Source organism: Chitinophaga oryzae (assembly GCF_012516375.2).
GTDB classification, from domain to species: domain Bacteria; phylum Bacteroidota; class Bacteroidia; order Chitinophagales; family Chitinophagaceae; genus Chitinophaga; species Chitinophaga oryzae.
Genome location: NZ_CP051204.2, coordinates 3,659,174 through 3,678,172, shown reverse-complemented (window position 1 = coordinate 3,678,172; position 18,999 = coordinate 3,659,174). Strand labels below are relative to the sequence as shown.

11 protein-coding genes are annotated in these 18,999 nt (G+C 50.9%); 7 read left to right on the top strand and 4 right to left on the bottom strand.

Features of this window, described 5'->3' with window-relative positions:
• Positions 1–2 precede the first annotated feature (2 nt).
• From HF324_RS15340 to HF324_RS15320, 5 genes are all read left to right on the top strand, one after another.
• Complete coding sequence (locus tag HF324_RS15340; protein ID WP_168803317.1) at positions 3–578, top strand: gluconate 2-dehydrogenase subunit 3 family protein; 576 nt, start codon at positions 3–5, stop codon at positions 576–578.
• 20 nt (positions 579–598) lie between these two features.
• Entirely contained in the window at positions 599–1,780 is a 1,182-nt protein-coding gene (locus HF324_RS15335) for a glycosyltransferase family 2 protein (protein ID WP_168860201.1), read from the top strand.
• A gap of 16 nt (positions 1,781–1,796) precedes the next feature.
• Positions 1,797–2,846: an acyltransferase family protein gene (locus tag HF324_RS15330; protein WP_168803315.1), complete on the top strand. Its 1,050-nt coding sequence runs from the start codon at positions 1,797–1,799 to the stop codon at positions 2,844–2,846.
• Positions 2,847–3,241: 395 nt separating this feature from the next.
• The gene (locus tag HF324_RS15325) at positions 3,242–9,991 is read left to right on the top strand and encodes a fibronectin type III domain-containing protein (RefSeq protein ID WP_168860200.1); all 6,750 of its coding nucleotides are present in this window, start codon (positions 3,242–3,244) and stop codon (positions 9,989–9,991) included.
• Positions 9,992–10,131: 140 nt separating this feature from the next.
• Positions 10,132–11,832: a GMC oxidoreductase gene (locus tag HF324_RS15320; RefSeq protein ID WP_168860199.1), complete on the top strand. Its 1,701-nt coding sequence runs from the start codon at positions 10,132–10,134 to the stop codon at positions 11,830–11,832.
• Positions 11,833–11,903: 71 nt separating this feature from the next.
• Here the strand turns inward: HF324_RS15320 and HF324_RS15315 are convergent, their stop codons facing one another.
• The 4 genes from HF324_RS15315 to HF324_RS15300 form a co-directional block, all read right to left on the bottom strand.
• On the bottom strand, positions 11,904–13,325 hold the full coding sequence (locus HF324_RS15315) for a right-handed parallel beta-helix repeat-containing protein (RefSeq protein ID WP_258539535.1): 1,422 nt from the start codon (positions 13,323–13,325) through the stop codon (positions 11,904–11,906).
• Between the two features lie 582 nt (positions 13,326–13,907).
• Positions 13,908–15,164, bottom strand: coding sequence for a methionine adenosyltransferase (metK, locus tag HF324_RS15310; RefSeq protein WP_168803311.1), 1,257 nt, complete (start codon positions 15,162–15,164; stop codon positions 13,908–13,910).
• Between the two features lie 20 nt (positions 15,165–15,184).
• On the bottom strand, positions 15,185–16,546 hold the full coding sequence (locus HF324_RS15305; RefSeq protein WP_168803310.1) for a DUF4270 family protein: 1,362 nt from the start codon (positions 16,544–16,546) through the stop codon (positions 15,185–15,187).
• Between the two features lie 67 nt (positions 16,547–16,613).
• Positions 16,614–17,432, bottom strand: a complete 819-nt coding sequence (locus HF324_RS15300; RefSeq protein WP_168803309.1) for a glycogen/starch synthase — start codon at positions 17,430–17,432, stop codon at positions 16,614–16,616.
• A gap of 110 nt (positions 17,433–17,542) precedes the next feature.
• Between HF324_RS15300 and panC the strand changes: the two genes are divergently transcribed.
• Positions 17,543–18,406: a pantoate--beta-alanine ligase gene (gene panC / locus HF324_RS15295; RefSeq protein WP_168860198.1), complete on the top strand. Its 864-nt coding sequence runs from the start codon at positions 17,543–17,545 to the stop codon at positions 18,404–18,406.
• Between the two features lie 233 nt (positions 18,407–18,639).
• Complete coding sequence (gene panD, locus HF324_RS15290) at positions 18,640–18,984, top strand: aspartate 1-decarboxylase (RefSeq protein WP_078672978.1); 345 nt, start codon at positions 18,640–18,642, stop codon at positions 18,982–18,984.
• Positions 18,985–18,999 lie beyond the last annotated feature (15 nt).

The following is an 18,999-nucleotide window of genomic DNA, read 5'->3' as shown; positions in this document are numbered from 1 at the left end:
TGATGAACAGACGGAAAGCCATTGCCAGAATACTGTTGTTTGGAGGCGCAGGAGCCGCCATCGCCGGCGGCGCCAGCTACTACCATTTCAACAAAAAGCCCGACCTCCTGGACCTCGACCAGTACCTGCCGCTTATTGCGGAACTGGCGGAGGTGATCATCCCGGAGACCGATACGCCCGGCGCCAAAAGCGCCGGCGTACACGACTTCATCGTGACGATGATACGCGACTGTTCATCCAGGAAGGTACAGAACCGTTTTTTATACGGCCTGGAAGACGTGGCTTCCTATGCCCGGACGCAGTACAACAAATCATTTGTGCATTGCAGCAAGGAAGATAAAGCCACTATCGTAGCGCATTTTGAGAAAAAGAGCAGACCCTGGGAAGGCCTGATGGGCAAAATATCTTCCCGGCTGTTCGGGGACTCGTTTTTTATGACCCTGAAAAAATATACCGTTATTGGCTATTGCACCTCGATGCAGGGCGCTACCAAAGCGATGGCATACGAATACATTCCGGGCCGCTACCAGGGCTGCATTCCCCTGCAACCCGGGCAACGGTGCTGGGCAACTGAATAGGTATCTATTAGCGAACGATCATGACCACTGTCTACCTTATATTCTTTACCGCGTTTTTTATCCTGTTTTACAACTACATAGGATACGGCATCCTGTTGTACGGCCTGATTAAAATCAAACGCCTGTTCCGCCGCGAAAAAGCGCCGGCAACGCCGTTTGAGCCCCCGGTGACCCTGGTGGTGGCCGCTTATAATGAAGCCGGCTTTATAGAGCAGAAGATCCTTAATACCCTGCAACTGGACTACCCTTCCGGGAAGCTGGAGATTATTTTCGTAACCGACGGGTCCTCCGACCAGACGCCCGCCATCGTTGCCCGCTACCCTTCCGTTAAACTGCTGCACCAGCCGCAACGCCACGGCAAAACAGCAGCCATCAACCGGGCCATGAAACAGGTGCGGTATCCTTTTGTGATCTTTTGCGACGCCAACACCCTGCTCAATCGGGATGCCGTAAAGAATATCGTAAAACACTATGCCGACGGGCATACAGGCGGTGTAGCCGGCGAGAAGAAAGTGATCGCTTCCGCCGCTGCCGGGGCCGCCGCCACGGAAGGGATCTACTGGAAGTACGAGTCCTTCCTGAAAAAGATGGACGCGGAACTGTACAGCGTGGTAGGCGCCGCCGGGGAACTGTTCTCCATCCGGACCTCCCTGTACACGCCTGTGGAAGAAGAAGTGATCCTGGATGACTTTATCATCTCCCTGCGTATTAACATGGCCGGCTACCGGATCGCCTATGCGCCCGATGCCTATGCCATGGAAACACCCTCTTCTTCCATGGAGGAGGAACACAAACGAAAAGTAAGGATCAGTGCCGGCGGCTTCCAATCCATCGTGATGCTCCGCGCGCTCCTCAATATATTCCGCTACCCCCTGTTGTCGTTCCAGTACATCTCCCACCGCGTGTTACGCTGGACGCTCAGCCCCCTGAGCCTTCCGTTGCTGCTGATCAGCAACATTATACTGGTATGGGCAGGCGCCGGCCTGTTTTACCAGCTGGTGCTGGCCGGGCAGGTCTGCTTTTACCTGGCGGCGCTCACTGGCTACCAGCAAGCCAAAGCACATCACAAATCAAAACTTTTTTATATCCCGTTTTATTTTCTGTTTATGAACATCGCGGTATACCAGGGCTTTTTCCGGTATCTCGCCAAAAAGCAGTCGGCCGTATGGGATAAGGCCCAAAGGAGCACACAAACGTTTTAAACACCTGAAAAGATATATGGAAACACCCGCTATCAGCCATACGACTACACCTGGCAAACCGCCTGCGAAATTCATCGGCTATGTCCATAATTTCAGAGGGATTGCCATGATGTATATTGTAGCGGCACATGTGCTGGTGCAATGGCCGGAGCATTCGACAGTACATAAAATCCTGGTCCTCCTTTTCCAGAACTCCACTATTTTTTTCATGTTTATCTCCGGGTTTCTTTTTCAGCATCTCGGTCATAAATTTGAATACCGGGATTACCTCAAGCGGAAATTCCAGTATGTGATATGCCCGTATCTTGTTCTGTCCGTTCCCCTGATATTATACCGGGTGTATAGTGCGGATGTACCAGGCTTTACCACCGATGAACATCCGGATTTTCTCTCCTGGCCCCGATGGGAGCAAGCCGGTTATTACCTCCTGCATGGGGCGCACCTCCAGCAGCTATGGTTCATCCCGGTCATCACGCTCTATTACCTGATCTCTCCCCTGTTACTTCAGATTGATAAACATCCGCGGTTATACTACCTGTTGATACCATTGATGGCCATATCGCTGATATGGCAAAGAAGCGTGCTCAGTGATACGCTGGTGATGGCCGTTCACTTTCTTTCCGTATACGTAGCCGGCATGTTTACAGGCCGTTACCGGGACAAGGTGCTTGCATTTGCCGACAGCCACCGTACGCTCATTACCCTGTTGCCGTTTGTTTTCATGGTCATCACCTATTTCTCCCCTGCATGGTTGTATGATCGGGCGGACTTTCTTCAGAAAATACTGTTCTGCATCTTTTTCCTCTATTGGCTATACCGCTTTGATACCAGGGTCCCCCAATGGATCGGGACCATTGCCGTATTAAGCTTCGGTATCTATTACATTCACTACTTTTTTGTACTGTTTCTCCGGGGTGTAAGCCTCAAACTGTATCACCAGGAAATACCGGGCAACCTGCTGACCTGGACGCTGAGTTATGTCTTTATCATGGTGGCATCTGTTGTTACGCTCAAGGTTATCAAACGAATATTGGGCAAATACAGCAGGTATATAGTAGGTTATTAGTTAAATTATTTTATTCTGGAATATTTCAGCATTTTTCGGGGTTTTCATTCAAGGCCGATTTTCTGCTTTTCACCGGGTCTTTTATGGTATTCACGAACTTATTCACTATCAAGTGCGCATTATTTTTTAATTTGCGGCGTAATGAAACATCTACTGGGATGAGCTACTCGGTTCTTATGTCAATGTGTGAATGCCCAGGCTTTTTTACCATAATTTGCCATCTCCTCTGCAGAAACCATAAAGGTTTATTTACTGTCGCAACACTTAAACCAGCAGTTGCCTTGTAATTACTCCGTTAATTTTTTTGACCATTCCCCTGCGACCAACCAACATTATGCATATCCGTTTCCGGATGCGCATAACCATCTAACGTTCCTAATACTTAATGGGTATATATGAGAAAAATCTACTCTCTGGTCACACTGTTCATGCTGATAAGCACGCAGTTCCTGATGGCGCAAACCGGCGTCCTCAACCCCAATGATCCCGTGGTGGACTATAACTCCTCCGCCCCGCCCACACAGCCAGCCTGGAACCAGGTAGGCAAATGGGTGAGGACCAAACGGGTGAGTTTCAATACCACGTCCTACAAGGCGTACATTTACAACGGGATGCAGTTTCGCCTGAAGTGGCCGAAAAACTATGATTCCACCAAAACTTATCCTATCATCATTTTCTTCCATGGACTTGGTGAAAAAGGCACCATCTATGATAACGAATACTCTTTGTATCATGGTGGAGAATTGTTCATGAACGCAGTAGACAACGGCACCACCAACGCCTTCCTGTTTTATCCCCAGAATCTTTCCGGATACTTTGGTCCCAGCTACTATGATTACATCGTGGACCTGCTGAACAAATATTTCATCCCCCAATTGCACGTTGACCCATACCGTATTTTCGTACATGGTCTTTCCGGCGGCGGTACTGCCACTTGGGACTTTATCCAGCGCAATCCTAAACTGGTAGCCGGATCTACACCAATCAGCGCCGCTACCAGCGACCTCGCCAATACCATCAACAGCTGGAAATACACCCCCATCTGGTGGTTCCAGGGAGGTGTTGACAACAATCCACCACCATCCGTAACACAATCTGTCTACAATCAGGCCATCGCCGCCGGCGCTAATATCAAGCTGAAGATCTTCGATGGCATGGGACATGGTGTATGGTACAATGCGTGGCAGTCACCGGGCTACTTCGACTTTATTAATGCGCTTTATAAATCCAATCCCTGGCCGCTCTTTGGCAGGACGGAGTTTTGCGTGAATGACCCCATTAACGTAACGCTTGGTCTTACCGCCGGTTTCAATAACTATGAGTGGCGTAAGGATGGTACTGTTATCCCCGGCGCTACCTCCAATACCCTGAATGTGACAGCCATCGGTACCTATGACGCCAGGGTATACAACGGCACCAGCTGGTCAGACTGGTCGCACACCCCTGTGGTGATCAAGATCAAGACCGCCACGGTGAGCCCTGCCATCCAAACCGCGGGCCTGATGAGCAACGTGATTCCGACCCCGGAAGGTAAAGACAGCGTAGTGCTGCAGGTACCTGCCGGTTACGCCAGCTATCTCTGGAAAAAATCAACCGACAATACTACCCTCGGTACCAACAATACCTATGCGGCAAAACAAGCCGGTGATTACCTGGTGAAAGTAACAGAGCAATACGGCTGTTCCAGCGACTTCTCAGATCCGTTCCACGTAGTAGCCGCCAACGGCGCCAATGGCCCGGATGCTATTTTTGCCCTCCAGGCAGCCGCCGTCTCCAGAACACAGATCACCCTGAACTGGAGCAATAAAACGAACCCGGCTTACAACGAAACAGCTTTTGAAGTATACCGCACCATTACCCCCGGCACAGGTTATGCACTGGTCGCTAAAGTGGATGCCGACGTGCTGACCTATACCGATAATAACTTAGTGCCGAACACGAAGTACTATTATATCATCCGGCCTGTTAACAACAACGGCGCCGCCCCGGTGAGCAGCGAGGTAAACGCTACCACCATGGTAGACAGCCAGCCTCCTACCGCTCCCACCAATCTTACCGTTACCGGTACCACCCGCAGCTCTGTGGCGCTTTCCTGGACACAGTCCACAGACGATGTAGGCGTTGACAAATACGACATCTATATCAATGGCGCCAAGTCTTATACCGTTAACAGCGATCAGAACACCTTCCTCGTAGGCGGACTGACTGCCAGAACAGTATATGCCTTCACCGTAAAAGCCCGTGATATCACCGGCAACGTGTCCAATGCCAGCAACCAGGTAAGTGCAGCCACCCTGTCCAAAGGATTGAACTACCAGTATTATACCGGCACCTTCAGCACGCTGCCGAACTTTAATACACTGACGCCCGTTAAGACAGGCAACTCCGCCACTGTGGACCTTTCCGTAAGAACCCAGGATGTCAACTACGCGATCCTCTGGCAAGGCTACATCAATATCCCTGCTACCGGCAGCTATAAGTTCGAAACCAACTCCGATGACGGCAGCAAGCTGTATATCGGCACCTATAGCCCAACCGCTACAGCGCTGGTCAATAATGATGGCCTGCACGGTTCCCAGTATGCCAGCGGCACCATTAACCTGACCAAAGGCTCCTACCCTATCACCATCAGCTACTTCCAGCAGGGTGGCGGCGCCAGCATGCAGATATACTGGACCAGTACCGCAGCCAATATCAACAGCAGAACGGTCATCCCCGCATCTGCCTTTATTGATACCATGACTATTGGCAGCACCCCGGCACCAACGACCAACGTAAAAGCGACCGCCTTATCTTTCAATAAGATCAAAGTAACCTGGACCGACAACAGCACCAATGAAACCGGGTTTGAAATATATCGTTCCGAAAGCCAGGTAGGTCCGTTCGACATCGTAGCAACAACCGCTGCTAACGCTACCGCCTATACGGATAGCCTGCTTGCACCGGAAACCACCTATTACTACCAGGTACGGGCCATCAACCGCAACGGTAATGCCGGTTCCAGCCTTTCTGACATCAGCGGCCTGAAATACGACTACTACGAAGCCGCCAGCTACACTACGCTGCCTGCCTTTACTGAAACACCCGTAAAATCAGGCATTACCTCCGCAGTAACGCTGGACATGCGTAACCGTGATGCCAACTATGCCATCAAATACTCCGGCTACATCAATATCCCTACCACAGGCCTGTATACTTTCTATACCGCCTCCGACGATGGCAGCCGCTTGTATATTGACGGTTTCGGCACCACCTACATGCTGGTCAATAACAACTACGTACAAAGCACTACCGAACGCGCGTCTGTGCCGAAAACACTTTCGGCCGGCAAACACCAGTTCTATGTGACCTACTTCCAGGGCAGCGGCGGACAGGAACTGCACGCCCGCTGGTCCGGACCAGGCATCGCTAAACAGGAGATCCCTGCCAGCGCGTTTGAAGACAATGATATCAAAGCTACTACACTGGCATTACCGCCGGTGCCCACAGCACCGTCCGGCCTGAACGCTACCGCTGTATCACCTAATGTCATTAAACTGAAGTGGAACGACAACTCCGCTGCTGAAACCGGCTTTGACATCTACCGCTCCGTCAATAACAACAACAATTATGTGTTGCTGACCACCATCGGCCGCAGCGACAGCGCATATGCAGTCTACAGCGACACTGCGCTCACTGCCAACACATCGTTCTATTACAAGATAAAAGCGAAAAACGAAGGCGGCATCAGTGGATTCTCAAATGAGGCCACTGCGACCACCCTCAACTCTGTACCTGTCTTCGCAGCGCTGACCGACAAGAAAATGCGTTTCGACGGTCAGCTGAATGTGCCCATTAGCGCTACCGATGCCGATGGCGATGCACTGACCATCACCACCGCCAATCTGCCGGCCTTCGGCGCACTGGCGGTCGCCGGCAACGGTACTGGCAATATTACCTTCACCCCATCCATCAGTGACGTAGGTACCTATAACAACATACAGGTAACCGTGGCCGATGGACACGGCGGCAACGTTACCCGGTCATTCAACCTGGTGGTAGACAACAACTACCCACCGGTGTTGAGCAACATCTCCAATGTGGCCCTCGCGGAAAAAGGCACTAACACCGTTACCATTACGGCTACCGATGCCAATACCACCGATGCGCTTACCTGGGATGTGACCAACCTGCCCGCTTTCGCCACACTCACTACCAACGGCGGCAGCGCCACCATCGCATTGGCCCCGGGCTACGGCGACAACGGCAACTACCCTGTTACCGTGACCGTATCTGACGGCAACGGCGGATCAGACACTAAAACATTTACCATCAGCGTGACTGCTGTAAACCCGAACTACAGCGTATATGTCAACTTCAACGACGGCACCTACAAAGCGCCCGCACCATGGAACAACACCAATAAAGCGCAACCGGCGCTGAACGATGTGTTCGCCAACCTGCTGGACCAGACCGGACGCAATACCGGTATCTCCATGAAGGTGATGACCAACTGGCAAACCGTGAACGGCGGCGCCAATACCAACAACTTCGGCTATACCACCAACAACAACTCCGGTATCTATCCTGATGCCGCGATGGTTAGCGCATGGTTCACCATGGCAGATAAACAAACCCTCAAGCTGAGCGGAATGGATACTGCCTACACTTACTCCTTCACCTTCTTCGGAAGCCGTGCCGGCGTAACAGATCCGCGTGTGGCTGGCTATACCGTCAACGGTACTACTGTAAGTCTCAATGCTTCCAGCAATACCGGCACTACTGTTACCGCCAGCGGTATCAGGGCCAACAGTGACAGCACCATTACAGTGGATCTTACTGCACTCAATGGTTCCGCCTACGCTTACCTCAACACGATGGTGATACAGGCCAACTACGACAACGGTAAACCGCCGGCCAAACCCGGCAATCTTACCGCCCGCAGCCTGCCCGCCGGCGTGAGACTGAACTGGACAGACAGGGCCTATAATGAAACAGGTTATGAAGTATACCGCGCCAATGCGCAAAGCGGCCCTTATCAGCTGCTGAGCCCAGTGGCCAATGTGAACGATACCGCCTATACAGACCCGAATGTATCCGGTAATCACACCTATTATTACGTGGTACGTGCCATCAACGCCAATGGCGGCAATCCTTCCGATACCGTCAGCATCAACCTGCCCAACATGCCGCCTGCTATCGACAGCATCGGCAACGTGGCCATGAAGACAGATGCCATCGTGAACGTGAACATTCGCGCTACCGATGATCCGGCAGACGTGATCACCATTACTGCAACCGGCATGCCTTCCTTCGCCACCCTGCAGAATACCGGCAACGGTACCGCTACGCTGAGACTGGCGCCCACCAGCACCAACATCGGCACATTCAGCATCGTGATCAATGCTAAAGATGATAAAGGCGCCCAAAGCAGCCGTACCTTCAAGGTACAGGTCACCGATAAAAACATGACGTCCGTATACGTGAACTATAACCGTATAGAACCCGCACCGGCGCCATGGAACAACTTCAACAGCCCGGCAAACGCCAACACCACCATCTCCAACATCCCCGATGAAACCGGTACTGCCAGCGGTATCAGCGTTACCCTGCTGGACGCGCTCACCGGCGACAATAATATTGGCGCAGTGACCGGCAACAACACCGGCGTATTCCCGGACGTGGTGATGCATACCTTCTATTACGACCAGAGCGGTCAGGCAAAACGCATCAGGATCAGCGGCCTGTCTGCAACGCTTAAATACAACCTGGTATTCTTCGGCAGCCGTGAAGCTGTCAGCGATAACCGCAATACCATCTATAGCGCCGGCGGACAGTCAGTCACCCTGAATGCTGCCAGCAATACACAGAATACCGTACAGATCAACGGCCTCAGCGCGGACGCCAGCGGAAACATCGACTTCACCCTGCAACAGGCTTCCGGCTCCTTCGCCGGCTACCTCGGCGCCATGGTAATACAGTCTTATGTTGACAACGGCATACCACTGGCTCCGGCCAACCTGGTGACCAGCAACCAAACCTCCAGCAGCATCCAGCTCAACTGGGCCGACAAGTCCAGCAACGAAACCGGGTTCGAGGTATGGCGTTCTACTGAACGCGAGGGTACTTATACCAAGCTGACCACCACCGCAGCCAACGTAACGACCTACACCAACACCGGTCTGGCGGCCAACAGCCTCTACTTCTATAAAGTACGGGCCATCACCGCCACCAAACAGTCTGATTACAGCAATATCGCCGCCGGCGGTACACTCGCCTACGGCGTCAACATCAACTTCAACACCGTCAACCCGGCGCCGGCGCCATGGAACAACACCAACGCGCTGCCATACCTGAACCAGACGATGGTCAACCCGAAAGACGGCAACGGTAACGCTACCAGCTTCAGCTGGACCATCATAGACAACTTTACCGGCACCAACCCGGCAGGGTACCAAACCGGCAACAACAGTGGCGTATACCCCGACCTGGTGATCGCAGAATCCTACTACGTTGAGCCTGGCGATACCGCCAAAATGCGGTTCGACAACCTCGATCAGTCCAAGGAATACTCCTTCACCTTCTTCGGAAGCCGCGCCAGCGGTGGCACCAGGATCACCGCCTACAGCATGAACGGCAGAACAGTAACGCTGGATGCTTATGATAACAGCACCAATACCGTTACACTCGACCACCTGTCACCCGACCAGAACGGTCAGATGCAGCTGGTGATCTATACCGCCAATAACACTTACGGCTACCTGAACGCCCTCGTGATCAAAGCTTACCCGAAAGAGGCAACACTGGCCCAGCTCGGCGGTACCGGCACCATGACAACGGCGCCAAAAACCGGCGCAACGACCGGCGCTACCACCACCGGTAACGCAGCAACCGACGTAACACTGTCCCAGGTATATCCGAGCCCCTTCACCAGCTTCGTGAACGTAGCGCTCACCCAGCACGGTAAAGGCAGCATGCGGATGGCACTGAAACTGCTGGACCTCAACGGACGCACCATCAACGTAAAAGACCTCGGCCTGGTAGCCCCCGGCTCCTATCAGTTCAGAATGGACATCACCGGACGTGAACTGCCACAGGGCGTCTACCTCCTGCAGGTACTGGCGGACAACCAAATGGTGAAAACAGTCAAACTGGTGAAACAATAGCGCATCCACCAACAATAACTTTGAAAAAAATCCGGCGTAAAAAGCCGGATTTTTTTCAATATGACTGATCGAAAAAAATCATACTTTATAGGACTTTTACATACCTGATTCATTTTTTTGTTAACACATAGCAGATAACCGTGGCAAACCTGAATATCAAAGCAACTGACGGCAATACTTACGACGCGATCGTTATCGGCTCCGGCATCAGCGGAGGCTGGGCGGCGAAGGAACTATGCGAAAAAGGACTAAAAACGCTGCTGCTGGAAAGAGGCAGAAATGTAGAACACGTAAAGGATTATACCACCGCCACCCTGCACCCGTGGGAGTTTAAACACCGCCTCAGTAACCCTGAACAGGATAAACAGGAAGACCCCATTCAGAGCGGGGCATATGACGAAAGCAGCAAACACTTCTTTGTACGTGACAAAGAACACCCCTACATCCAGGAAAAACCCTTCAGCTGGATCAGGGGATACCAGGTAGGCGGACGCTCCCTCACCTGGGGACGGCAATGCTACCGCCTGAGCGACCTGGATTTCGAAGCCAATGCAAAAGACGGTCACGGGCCGGACTGGCCTATCCGTTACCAGGACATCGCGTCGTGGTACGATTACGTGGAACAGTTTGCCGGTATCAGCGGACAGGCGGAAGGTCTGCCCCATCTGCCCGACGGACAGTTTTTGCCGCCGATGGAGCTCAACTGCCTCGAACAACATATACGCGAACAGCTGAAACAAAAATACGACGACCGCCTGCTCACGATCGCGCGCGTGGCCAACCTGTCCAAAGGCCACAACAACCGCGGCCCCTGCCAGTACCGCAACCTCTGTCACCGCGGCTGTCCTTTCGGAGGCTACTTCAGCAGCAACGGGGCTACCCTGCCGGCCGCCATGGCCACCGGTAACCTGACGCTCCGCCCCTTCAGTATCGTCACCGAAATTCTCTACGATAAAAATACGCGTAAAGCCAGCGGCGTAAGGATCATGGACACCGAAACCAAAGCCGTCACGGAATACTATGCCCGGATCATCTTCCTCAACGCGTCGACCATCGCTTCAGCAGCCATCCTGCTGAAATCCGTGTCAGACGCCTTTCCTAACGGGTTGGGCAACAACAACGACCTGGTAGGCCGCCACCTCATGGACCACCATTTTAAAGTGGGCGCCATGGGAGAATACAACGGGTTCAAAGACCAGTATTACGCAGGCCGCAGACCTGCCGGCATCTATATCCCCCGCTTCCGCAACCTCAACGACGCCACGCAGCGGACCGACTATGTGCGTGGCTTCGGGTACCAGGGTTATGCAGAAAGAGAAGCCTGGATGGACCACTACAAGATACCGGGCTATGGAGAGCAGTTTAAAAAAGACATCACCAATCCCGGCAAATGGGTCATGTGGCTGGGCGCCTGGGGCGAAATGCTGCCTTATGCCGACAACCGTGTCACCCTCGACCCTTCCGCTACCGATAAATGGGGACAGCCGCTGGTGCGCATCAGCTTCGAGATCAAAGACAATGAAAAAGCCATGCGCAAAGACATGCGCAGCAGCGCCGAAGAAATGCTGGAGAAAAGTGGGCTCACCAATATCTCCGGGTTTGACTATAACTATGTGGGGGGCGAGTGCGTGCACGAAATGGGCACCGCCCGCATGGGACACGATCCCAAAACATCGGTGCTCAATAAATGGAACCAGCTGCATGAAGTGCCCAACGTGTTTATCACCGACGGCAGCTGTATGACTTCTTCCGCCACCCAGAACCCGTCATTGACCTATATGGCGCTGACGGCAAGGGCTTGCGACCATGCGGTGCAGCTCCTGAAAAAAAATGAATTGTAACTATCGTCTCCGGATAAAAAAGGCCAAAGCGGATGTCCGCTTTGGCCTTTTTTTATGAATTATAAACTGGATTATCTCCGGTAACCGGTAGCACCCATTGCAGAACCAGCCTTCGGTGCAAAGTAGTTGCTGATATCCACGTTGGCCGCGTCCAGTGTGGGGAAGCGGGTATTGGCTTTGTCTCCCGTACCTTCGATAGCGCCACCGCCATTTTCCGTATATACGTAAGCGTTATAGGTGATGCTGCCGCCGCTCATACGGGGTTGTATAAACGCATTGTCATTAACGATCAGGGCGACGGTCATTCCTTTTTCGCCGTTGATACGCAGCGAAACGCCGCCGGTGAGGGCTACGGTATTGTTACTGATCGTTACCGGCGCACGGTCGGTACCCCTGAAACTGATGCCGTCATTGGCGCCCTGGCTGTTGTTCACAAAAAGGTTATTGCTGATGACATGTTTGGAGCCGTTTTCGCCGGAACCATAGAACTGCAGCAGTTCTCCCCAGCCGTCGTGCACATAGTTGTCATGCACGTAAGTATTGGTAGTACGGCCGCCGATCAGGATGCCGCCGTTGTGGGAACTGTTGTGTTTCATCCCCCAGTTGGTAACGGTGTTGTTGTATACTTCCAGCTGGTCGATAGCCGCTGTCTGAATACCGTCAGCGCCGCCATCCTGTACGGAGTTGTTGTAGATTTTTACATTGTGCCATTTAATAGGCTGCACGTACTGACTGCCGGGGTTAAAGCCGGAAGAACTGCCGTAATAGGAGGTGTTGGCCGTCAGGTCCCAGTAAGTGGCCGTATGGCCGATGTACATTGCTTCGTTGTTGGTGCCGCTGATAGCCACATCATGGATCAGCAGGTTCTCCATCTGGGAGTTGGGATAATAAGTAGAGGGATCGTCTTTCACCGGGTCTGTTTTGGCCCAGATACCAGTACCGCCGTTGCGGATGGTCAGGTTTCTGATTTCAATATTGTCGGTGTGTTTGCTCAATACCAGGTTAAAGTAAGCGTCTCTGGCCGGGTGGACAGAGCCATCGATGATGAAGTTAGCCCGGGAAGACTCGCTTCCTACTTTCAGATAGTGGCAGTTGATCAGGCTCAGTGCTTCGGCCCAGGAGCCGCCATTCCAGTCGGGGTTCCCTATTTTTACGGCGGTACCGTCAAAATTACGGATGATGATCGGGTTGCCGGAAGAACCACTCAGGTTCATGATATTGATGGATAAAAAACGACCTTTCAGGTTCAGTGCATCACCGCCTTTATACGGGCTTTTAGCGCCGTCAATCACGAGACGTCCGCTCGCGTCCGGGACCAGCGTATATTCCTTCCCTTTTACAGGCGGATTAGGCTTGGCTGGCTGTTCCGGTGTTTCTTCCGCAGGGGTCTTCTCCGGCGTAACAACGGTTTTGCTACAACTTCCGAAATAGATGATCACAATAAATGCAAGCTTCAACATAAGCAGTTTGGAAGTAAGGTGGTGCTTCTTCATGGTTCTTCAAAAAAATAATGGTATAAAATATCCCCGCTAACGCGGTTGGTTTGCCGGATACGGATGGTCATGCAATGGAGAAAGATAGCCAGTGTGGCTGTGTTCAGGCAATATGGAACCTGATTTTTTTTATTTTTCAGCCGTGAAGATCAAAAATTTTTTGATAGAAAAACACTTGCCGGACTGCGGCAGATATGCGGCTGAACGATTAGGTAATTTTTCAGGGATAAACACACCCGCAAAACGGCATGCTAAAAAATACATACTGCTTCCCGAGATCCTTTCCTGCGCTGAAACACAGGCCCACAAACCATATTAGGGTATTTTATATATATTTATACTATAAATATATAATTTTTTTTGAAGATTTTGAAGATTTTTTTTGCACCCGGTCAAAGAACTGTTTATCAAATGTAGTACCTGGGCGACAGCCGCTTAAAGAGCAGCAGTTTCAGGTCCCGGTGTTTCCCGGCGCCGAACAATCCGGCGTCGGCCCCGGCTTAAAAAGCAGGAGGCGATTGATATCATTTATCAATCGCCTCCCCGTTATTTTATACTGAAAGCAGAAAGCCGGCGGTCTTTTTACAGACCGAAAGCAGCTTTTACTTTGTCTACATAGTCGAGTTTCTCCCAGGTGAACAGCTCTACCTGTACAGATTTCTCATTTTTCTTGCCTTTGTTGAACACTTTGGTGATTACCTGCGGTTCGCGGCCCATGTGACCGTAAGCGGCTGTTTCGCTATAGATCGGGTTACGCAGTTTCAGGCGTTGTTCGATGGCGTAAGGACGCAGGTCGAAGATTTCTTCTACTTTCTTCGCGATAGCGCCATCGTTCAGGTTCACTTTGGAAGTACCGTAGGTATTTACGTAGATGCCGCAGGGTTTGGCCACGCCGATAGCGTAGGACACCTGTACCAGCACTTCGTCGCAAACACCGGCAGCTACCAGGTTTTTAGCGATATGACGGGTAGCATAAGCAGCAGAACGGTCTACTTTGGAAGGATCTTTACCGGAGAAAGCGCCACCGCCGTGCGCACCTTTACCACCGTAGGTGTCTACGATGATTTTACGGCCTGTCAGACCGGTATCACCGTGCGGTCCGCCGATCACGAATTTACCGGTCGGATTGATGTGGTGCTGGATATCGAAACCATCGAACAGCTGCTGCAGTTCAGGTTTCAGTTTAGCTTTTACGCGGGGGATCAGGATGTTGATCATGTCTTCCTTGATCTTGGCCAGCATTTCGGTATCGTTCGCGAAATCATCGTGCTGGGTAGAGATCACAATGGTATCGATGCGAACCGGTTTGTTATCATCGGAGTATTCGATGGTTACCTGGGATTTGGCATCCGGACGAAGATAAGTGATGTCTTTGTTCTCGCGGCGCAGTGCAGCCAGTTCCAGCAGGAGTTTATGGGCCAGGTCGAGTGCCAGCGGCATGTAGTTTTCTGTTTCGCGGGTAGCGTAACCAAACATCATCCCCTGGTCACCGGCACCCTGTTCTTCCGGAGAAGAACGGTCCACCCCCTGGTTGATATCCGGAGACTGCTCATGGATAGCCGAAAAGATGCCACAGGAATTGGCCTCAAACATATATTCACTCTTGGTGTATCCGATTTTACGGATTACTTCGCGGGCAATGTCCTGCACGTCCAGGTAAGCTTCTGACTTAACCTCTCCTGCCAGTACTACCTGCCCGGTAGTCACCAATGTTTCACAAGCTACTTTGGAAGACGCATCATATGCCAGAAAATGATCTATCAGCGCATCAGAAATCTGATCTGCTACTTTGTCAGGATGTCCTTCTGAAACTGATTCAGACGTAAATAAATAAGGCATAAAAGTATGGATTAGCGATTTTAAGGTTTTGTATAAATGATTCGCAATTTAATGTTGTACTGGGACAATTTACTGCCTCCGGCTTTCAGGCGGTCAATATCCGGATAACCAGTGCGTACCACCTGCAGTCTGAAACCAGTATTGGTTTCCTGCTTTTTAAGCAGCATCTGGAGGAATCGTCCGACGTTGAAAGTATACTGCGCTACCTGTACGCCGCCGAAGTTGGTGATGACCTGTTTGGTGCCGCCAAAATAGGTATCACCGCCGGTGGTAAAGTCAATCACGTTTTTGGTGGAGTCGTTGACGCCGGTATACTGTGTGAGGCTCAGTTTAGCTGGTTCCGTAAAGATATTGTTCATATCGCCGGGACCGACCGTGATCTGGGTGATCACCAGTTCTGCTTTGTTGATCACAGCGTTGGGGAAATTCTCCAGGTTGGGGATCAGCAGGTTGGTATACAGTCCCGGTGTGCTTTGCAGGAACAGGATGCTATCCCCGTTGGCGTTGCCGGTGTTGATGTATTTGCTGACTTCCGCACCGTTGTAATTACGGGCCAGGAAGTTGGCATGTGCGCTGCTGCTGCTGTTAAACGCAAAGGTGGCACGGAGCGAATCGTCTGTAGTGTTCTTATAAAAAACAGTCAGCTTGGTGTTGGCATTGTCCATGTCGAAGAACAACATGTTGCGGTTGGTGCCGGAGGTGGTATCAGGTACCAGCGCGAATCCTTTCAGGTACGCCCGGAAAGTGGAGTCGTTCTTGAAATTGACGTCCGATTTCTGTTGCAGCAGGTCGTTACCGAAGGCATTGGACAGCTTAATACGCAGCTGTGCGGTTTCCTTGGTGCCGTAAACGCTCACAGAATCGCGGACAGTCCGCGGCGTGACGGTCGCAGTACCCAGCAGTTCGCCCGGGTTGTACTGCAACGGTTTGTTATAAGCGTAATTGGAATCTATTTTAAATCCCGTTTCCGCCATTCTGTAAACACGGAAGGTCTGTGGAGTGGTGGAATCTCCTTTGTAGCCCAGGTAAGCGAGCGACAGTACTACAGAATCGAGGGTTTGTCCGGAACCGGCGAAGGTGAAGGCGCTGGTAGGGAGGCCTACCTGCATGAACACAAAAGCATGGGTTTTGCCAAAAACAGGGTCGGTGGTAATGGAGCCAAGCGCCTTCTCATAGCGGCCGTAACCGTTTATAAAAGAAGAGTCGTACTTGTATATGTTATTGGCGATAACGCCGTTGATCGTAGTGTCCTGTCCATTCACAAAATCGCCCGGCGGAATAAGCCCCTTTCCGAGAATAGTGGACTCGTTGCAACCGGAAACACCGTACAACAACGCAAAAGAAGCGGCTACAAAGCTAAGGTTCCTGAAATTAATCTTCACGCGTTAAGATTGTTAGTTTAAATGAAGTTGGCGAAAATTCTCCAAATATAGATGATTTACCAAGAGATTATTTACCCAGCAATTGATTGTAAAGCGCCAGGTAATCAGCAAGATCATCATTGTCTTTTTTATAAGGTACGATGATTTTGCCTTTTTCAGCCTTCAGTTCATCCACGACTTTTTTCTCCACCTTCTCTCCGGCCAGTATTACCGCGTCGGCATACTTGCCGGCCCCTTTGTTCAACGCGCTGTTGGTGCCCTCTTTAAAGAGCTCCAGATCTTTTTCCTTGATCTGGTTGCTGATCGTCGCCTTCTTGATAAAGGAAGCGCCCAGCTTTTCCTTGAAGCTATTGGGGGACAAAGAATAAACAATTTTGGAATGGGCGAAAACCGGTTCCTTCTTGTAAGCTGTTTTCAGATACATGGGGATCAGGGAAGTCATCCATCCGCTGCAATGAATAATGTCCGGAGGCCATCCGAACTTCTTCACGGTTTCCAGGGCTCCTTTACAGAAGAATACAGACCTGGCCGCATTGTCATCGAAAAACTCGTCGTTTTCGTCCGCAAATACGGTTTTCCGCTTGAAATAATCCTCGTTATCCAGGAAATACACCTGCAAACGGGCATTCGGCAGGGAGGCCACCTTGATGATAAGCGGGTAATCATCCCCGTCTATCACAATGTTGATTCCAGACAATCTGACCACCTCGTGCAAGCGGTGTCTTCTCTCATTAATAATTCCAAATCTTGGCATGATCACTCTCACTTCCAGGCCAGCCTCATTGGACTTAATTGCCATTTTATTGACCATTGCCGCATAATCACTCAGTTCCAGGTATGGCGACATTTCTTGGGCAATAAAAAGAATTCTTTTCTTTGTGGACATTTAACGCTGATTATTAATGCAGTAATTTTTAATTTGGCTTGCAAAATTACGGATTTTTTACGGAATATTGGCCAATCTGTCAGTTTTAACATCCTTTTAAGCAATGTTTTATGTATCTATTTAAGCGCAGCAATGACCTGAAGAAGCACCTGGACCTGGTAAGAAAAAGCAACAAAAGCATTGGTTTTGTGCCTACTATGGGAGCCCTCCATAACGGACACCTGTCACTTATTCAGGAGGCCAAAAAAGAAAATGATGTGGCCATTTGCAGCATTTTTGTCAATCCGACACAGTTCAATGATCCGAAAGATTTTGAAAAATATCCCGTAACAATCGAAGAGGATATCAAGAAGTTAAATAATGCATCTACAGATATACTTTTTCTGCCATCTGTTGAGGAAATGTACCCGGAAGGATTGGCAGGTGGTGAACACTATGACTTCGGCGACCTGGAAAACATTCTCGAAGGCAAATTCCGTCCCGGCCACTTCCAGGGGGTAGGTCGTATCGTACACAAATTACTGGATATTGTGCAGCCTCACAAGCTTTTTATGGGACAAAAAGACCTGCAACAATGTTTAATAATACGTAAACTGTTACAGCTCACTAACTCCAGCGTCGAATTGGTAGTTTGCCCTACCTTACGCGAACCTTCCGGCCTCGCCATGAGCAGCCGCAATGAACGCCTCTCCCCCGCCGCACGCAAAAAAGCCGCTGCCATCTACCAGGCGCTGACCAGGCTCCGCGACGAATTCGGCAAAGGCCTCTTCCTCCTCGAAGCTGCCCGCGAAGCCTTCGACGACCTGAAAACACAAGGCTTCGAACCGGAATATGTCGACATCCTGCTGCTGAAAGACGGTCACCTTACCCATATGGACGAACCACCGGGCGACCATACCGTAATCGCCGCTGTGGCCGCCTGGATAGACGGTGTCCGTTTGATCGATAATATGATCCTGCAGGGCGCGATCTAGTTCACGCAGAGGCGCAAAGCAGCAAAGCCTGCAAAGATTTTTAAAGTTTTTAAATAGGAAAGCAAAGAAGGGAGAGAGGAATATTTGCTCTCCCCCTTCTTTGCTTTCTTTGTTTTCTTGTTAATTTCTTAGCGTCTTTGCTGCTTAGCGCCTTTGCGTGACCTCTTTGCCGGAATACTTTTTTTCCCTAGCTTTGCGGACTGCTGATTTAGCAATTATAGTTCAGAATAATCATGCAAATAGAAATATTAAAGTGTAAGATCCACCGCGCGGTAGTCACAGAAGCGAACCTGCAGTATGTCGGAAGTATTACGATAGATGAAGACCTGATGGATGCCGCCGGCCTGATCGAATACGAAAAAGTACAGGTCCTGAACGTTAACAACGGTGAAAGACTGGAAACGTATGTGATCAAAGGCAAAAGAGGCTCCGGCGTAATCTGCATGAATGGCCCCGCCGCCCGTCTCGTAGCTCCCGGTGATGTTGTGATTATTATTTCCTATGCCACCATGGACTTTGAAGAAGCGAAGAAATATACGCCTATTGCCATCTTCCCCAAAGAAGGGAACAAATTGTAAACCCTTCGCCTTAAC

What these genes read in the sequence shown, in the direction of transcription:
- HF324_RS15335 (WP_168860201.1), top strand. Translation starts at nt 599, where the DNA reads ATGACCACTGTCTACCTTATATTCTTTACCGCGTTTTTTATCCTGTTT.
- panC (WP_168860198.1), top strand. Translation starts at nt 17,543, where the DNA reads ATGTATCTATTTAAGCGCAGCAATGACCTGAAGAAGCACCTGGACCTG.
- metK (WP_168803311.1), bottom strand. Translation starts at nt 15,164, where the DNA reads ATGCCTTATTTATTTACGTCTGAATCAGTTTCAGAAGGACATCCTGAC.
- HF324_RS15300 (WP_168803309.1), bottom strand. Translation starts at nt 17,432, where the DNA reads ATGTCCACAAAGAAAAGAATTCTTTTTATTGCCCAAGAAATGTCGCCA.
- HF324_RS15325 (WP_168860200.1), top strand. Translation starts at nt 3,242, where the DNA reads ATGAGAAAAATCTACTCTCTGGTCACACTGTTCATGCTGATAAGCACG.
- panD (WP_078672978.1), top strand. Translation starts at nt 18,640, where the DNA reads ATGCAAATAGAAATATTAAAGTGTAAGATCCACCGCGCGGTAGTCACA.
- HF324_RS15330 (WP_168803315.1), top strand. Translation starts at nt 1,797, where the DNA reads ATGGAAACACCCGCTATCAGCCATACGACTACACCTGGCAAACCGCCT.
- HF324_RS15340 (WP_168803317.1), top strand. Translation starts at nt 3, where the DNA reads ATGAACAGACGGAAAGCCATTGCCAGAATACTGTTGTTTGGAGGCGCA.
- HF324_RS15315 (WP_258539535.1), bottom strand. Translation starts at nt 13,325, where the DNA reads ATGAAGAAGCACCACCTTACTTCCAAACTGCTTATGTTGAAGCTTGCA.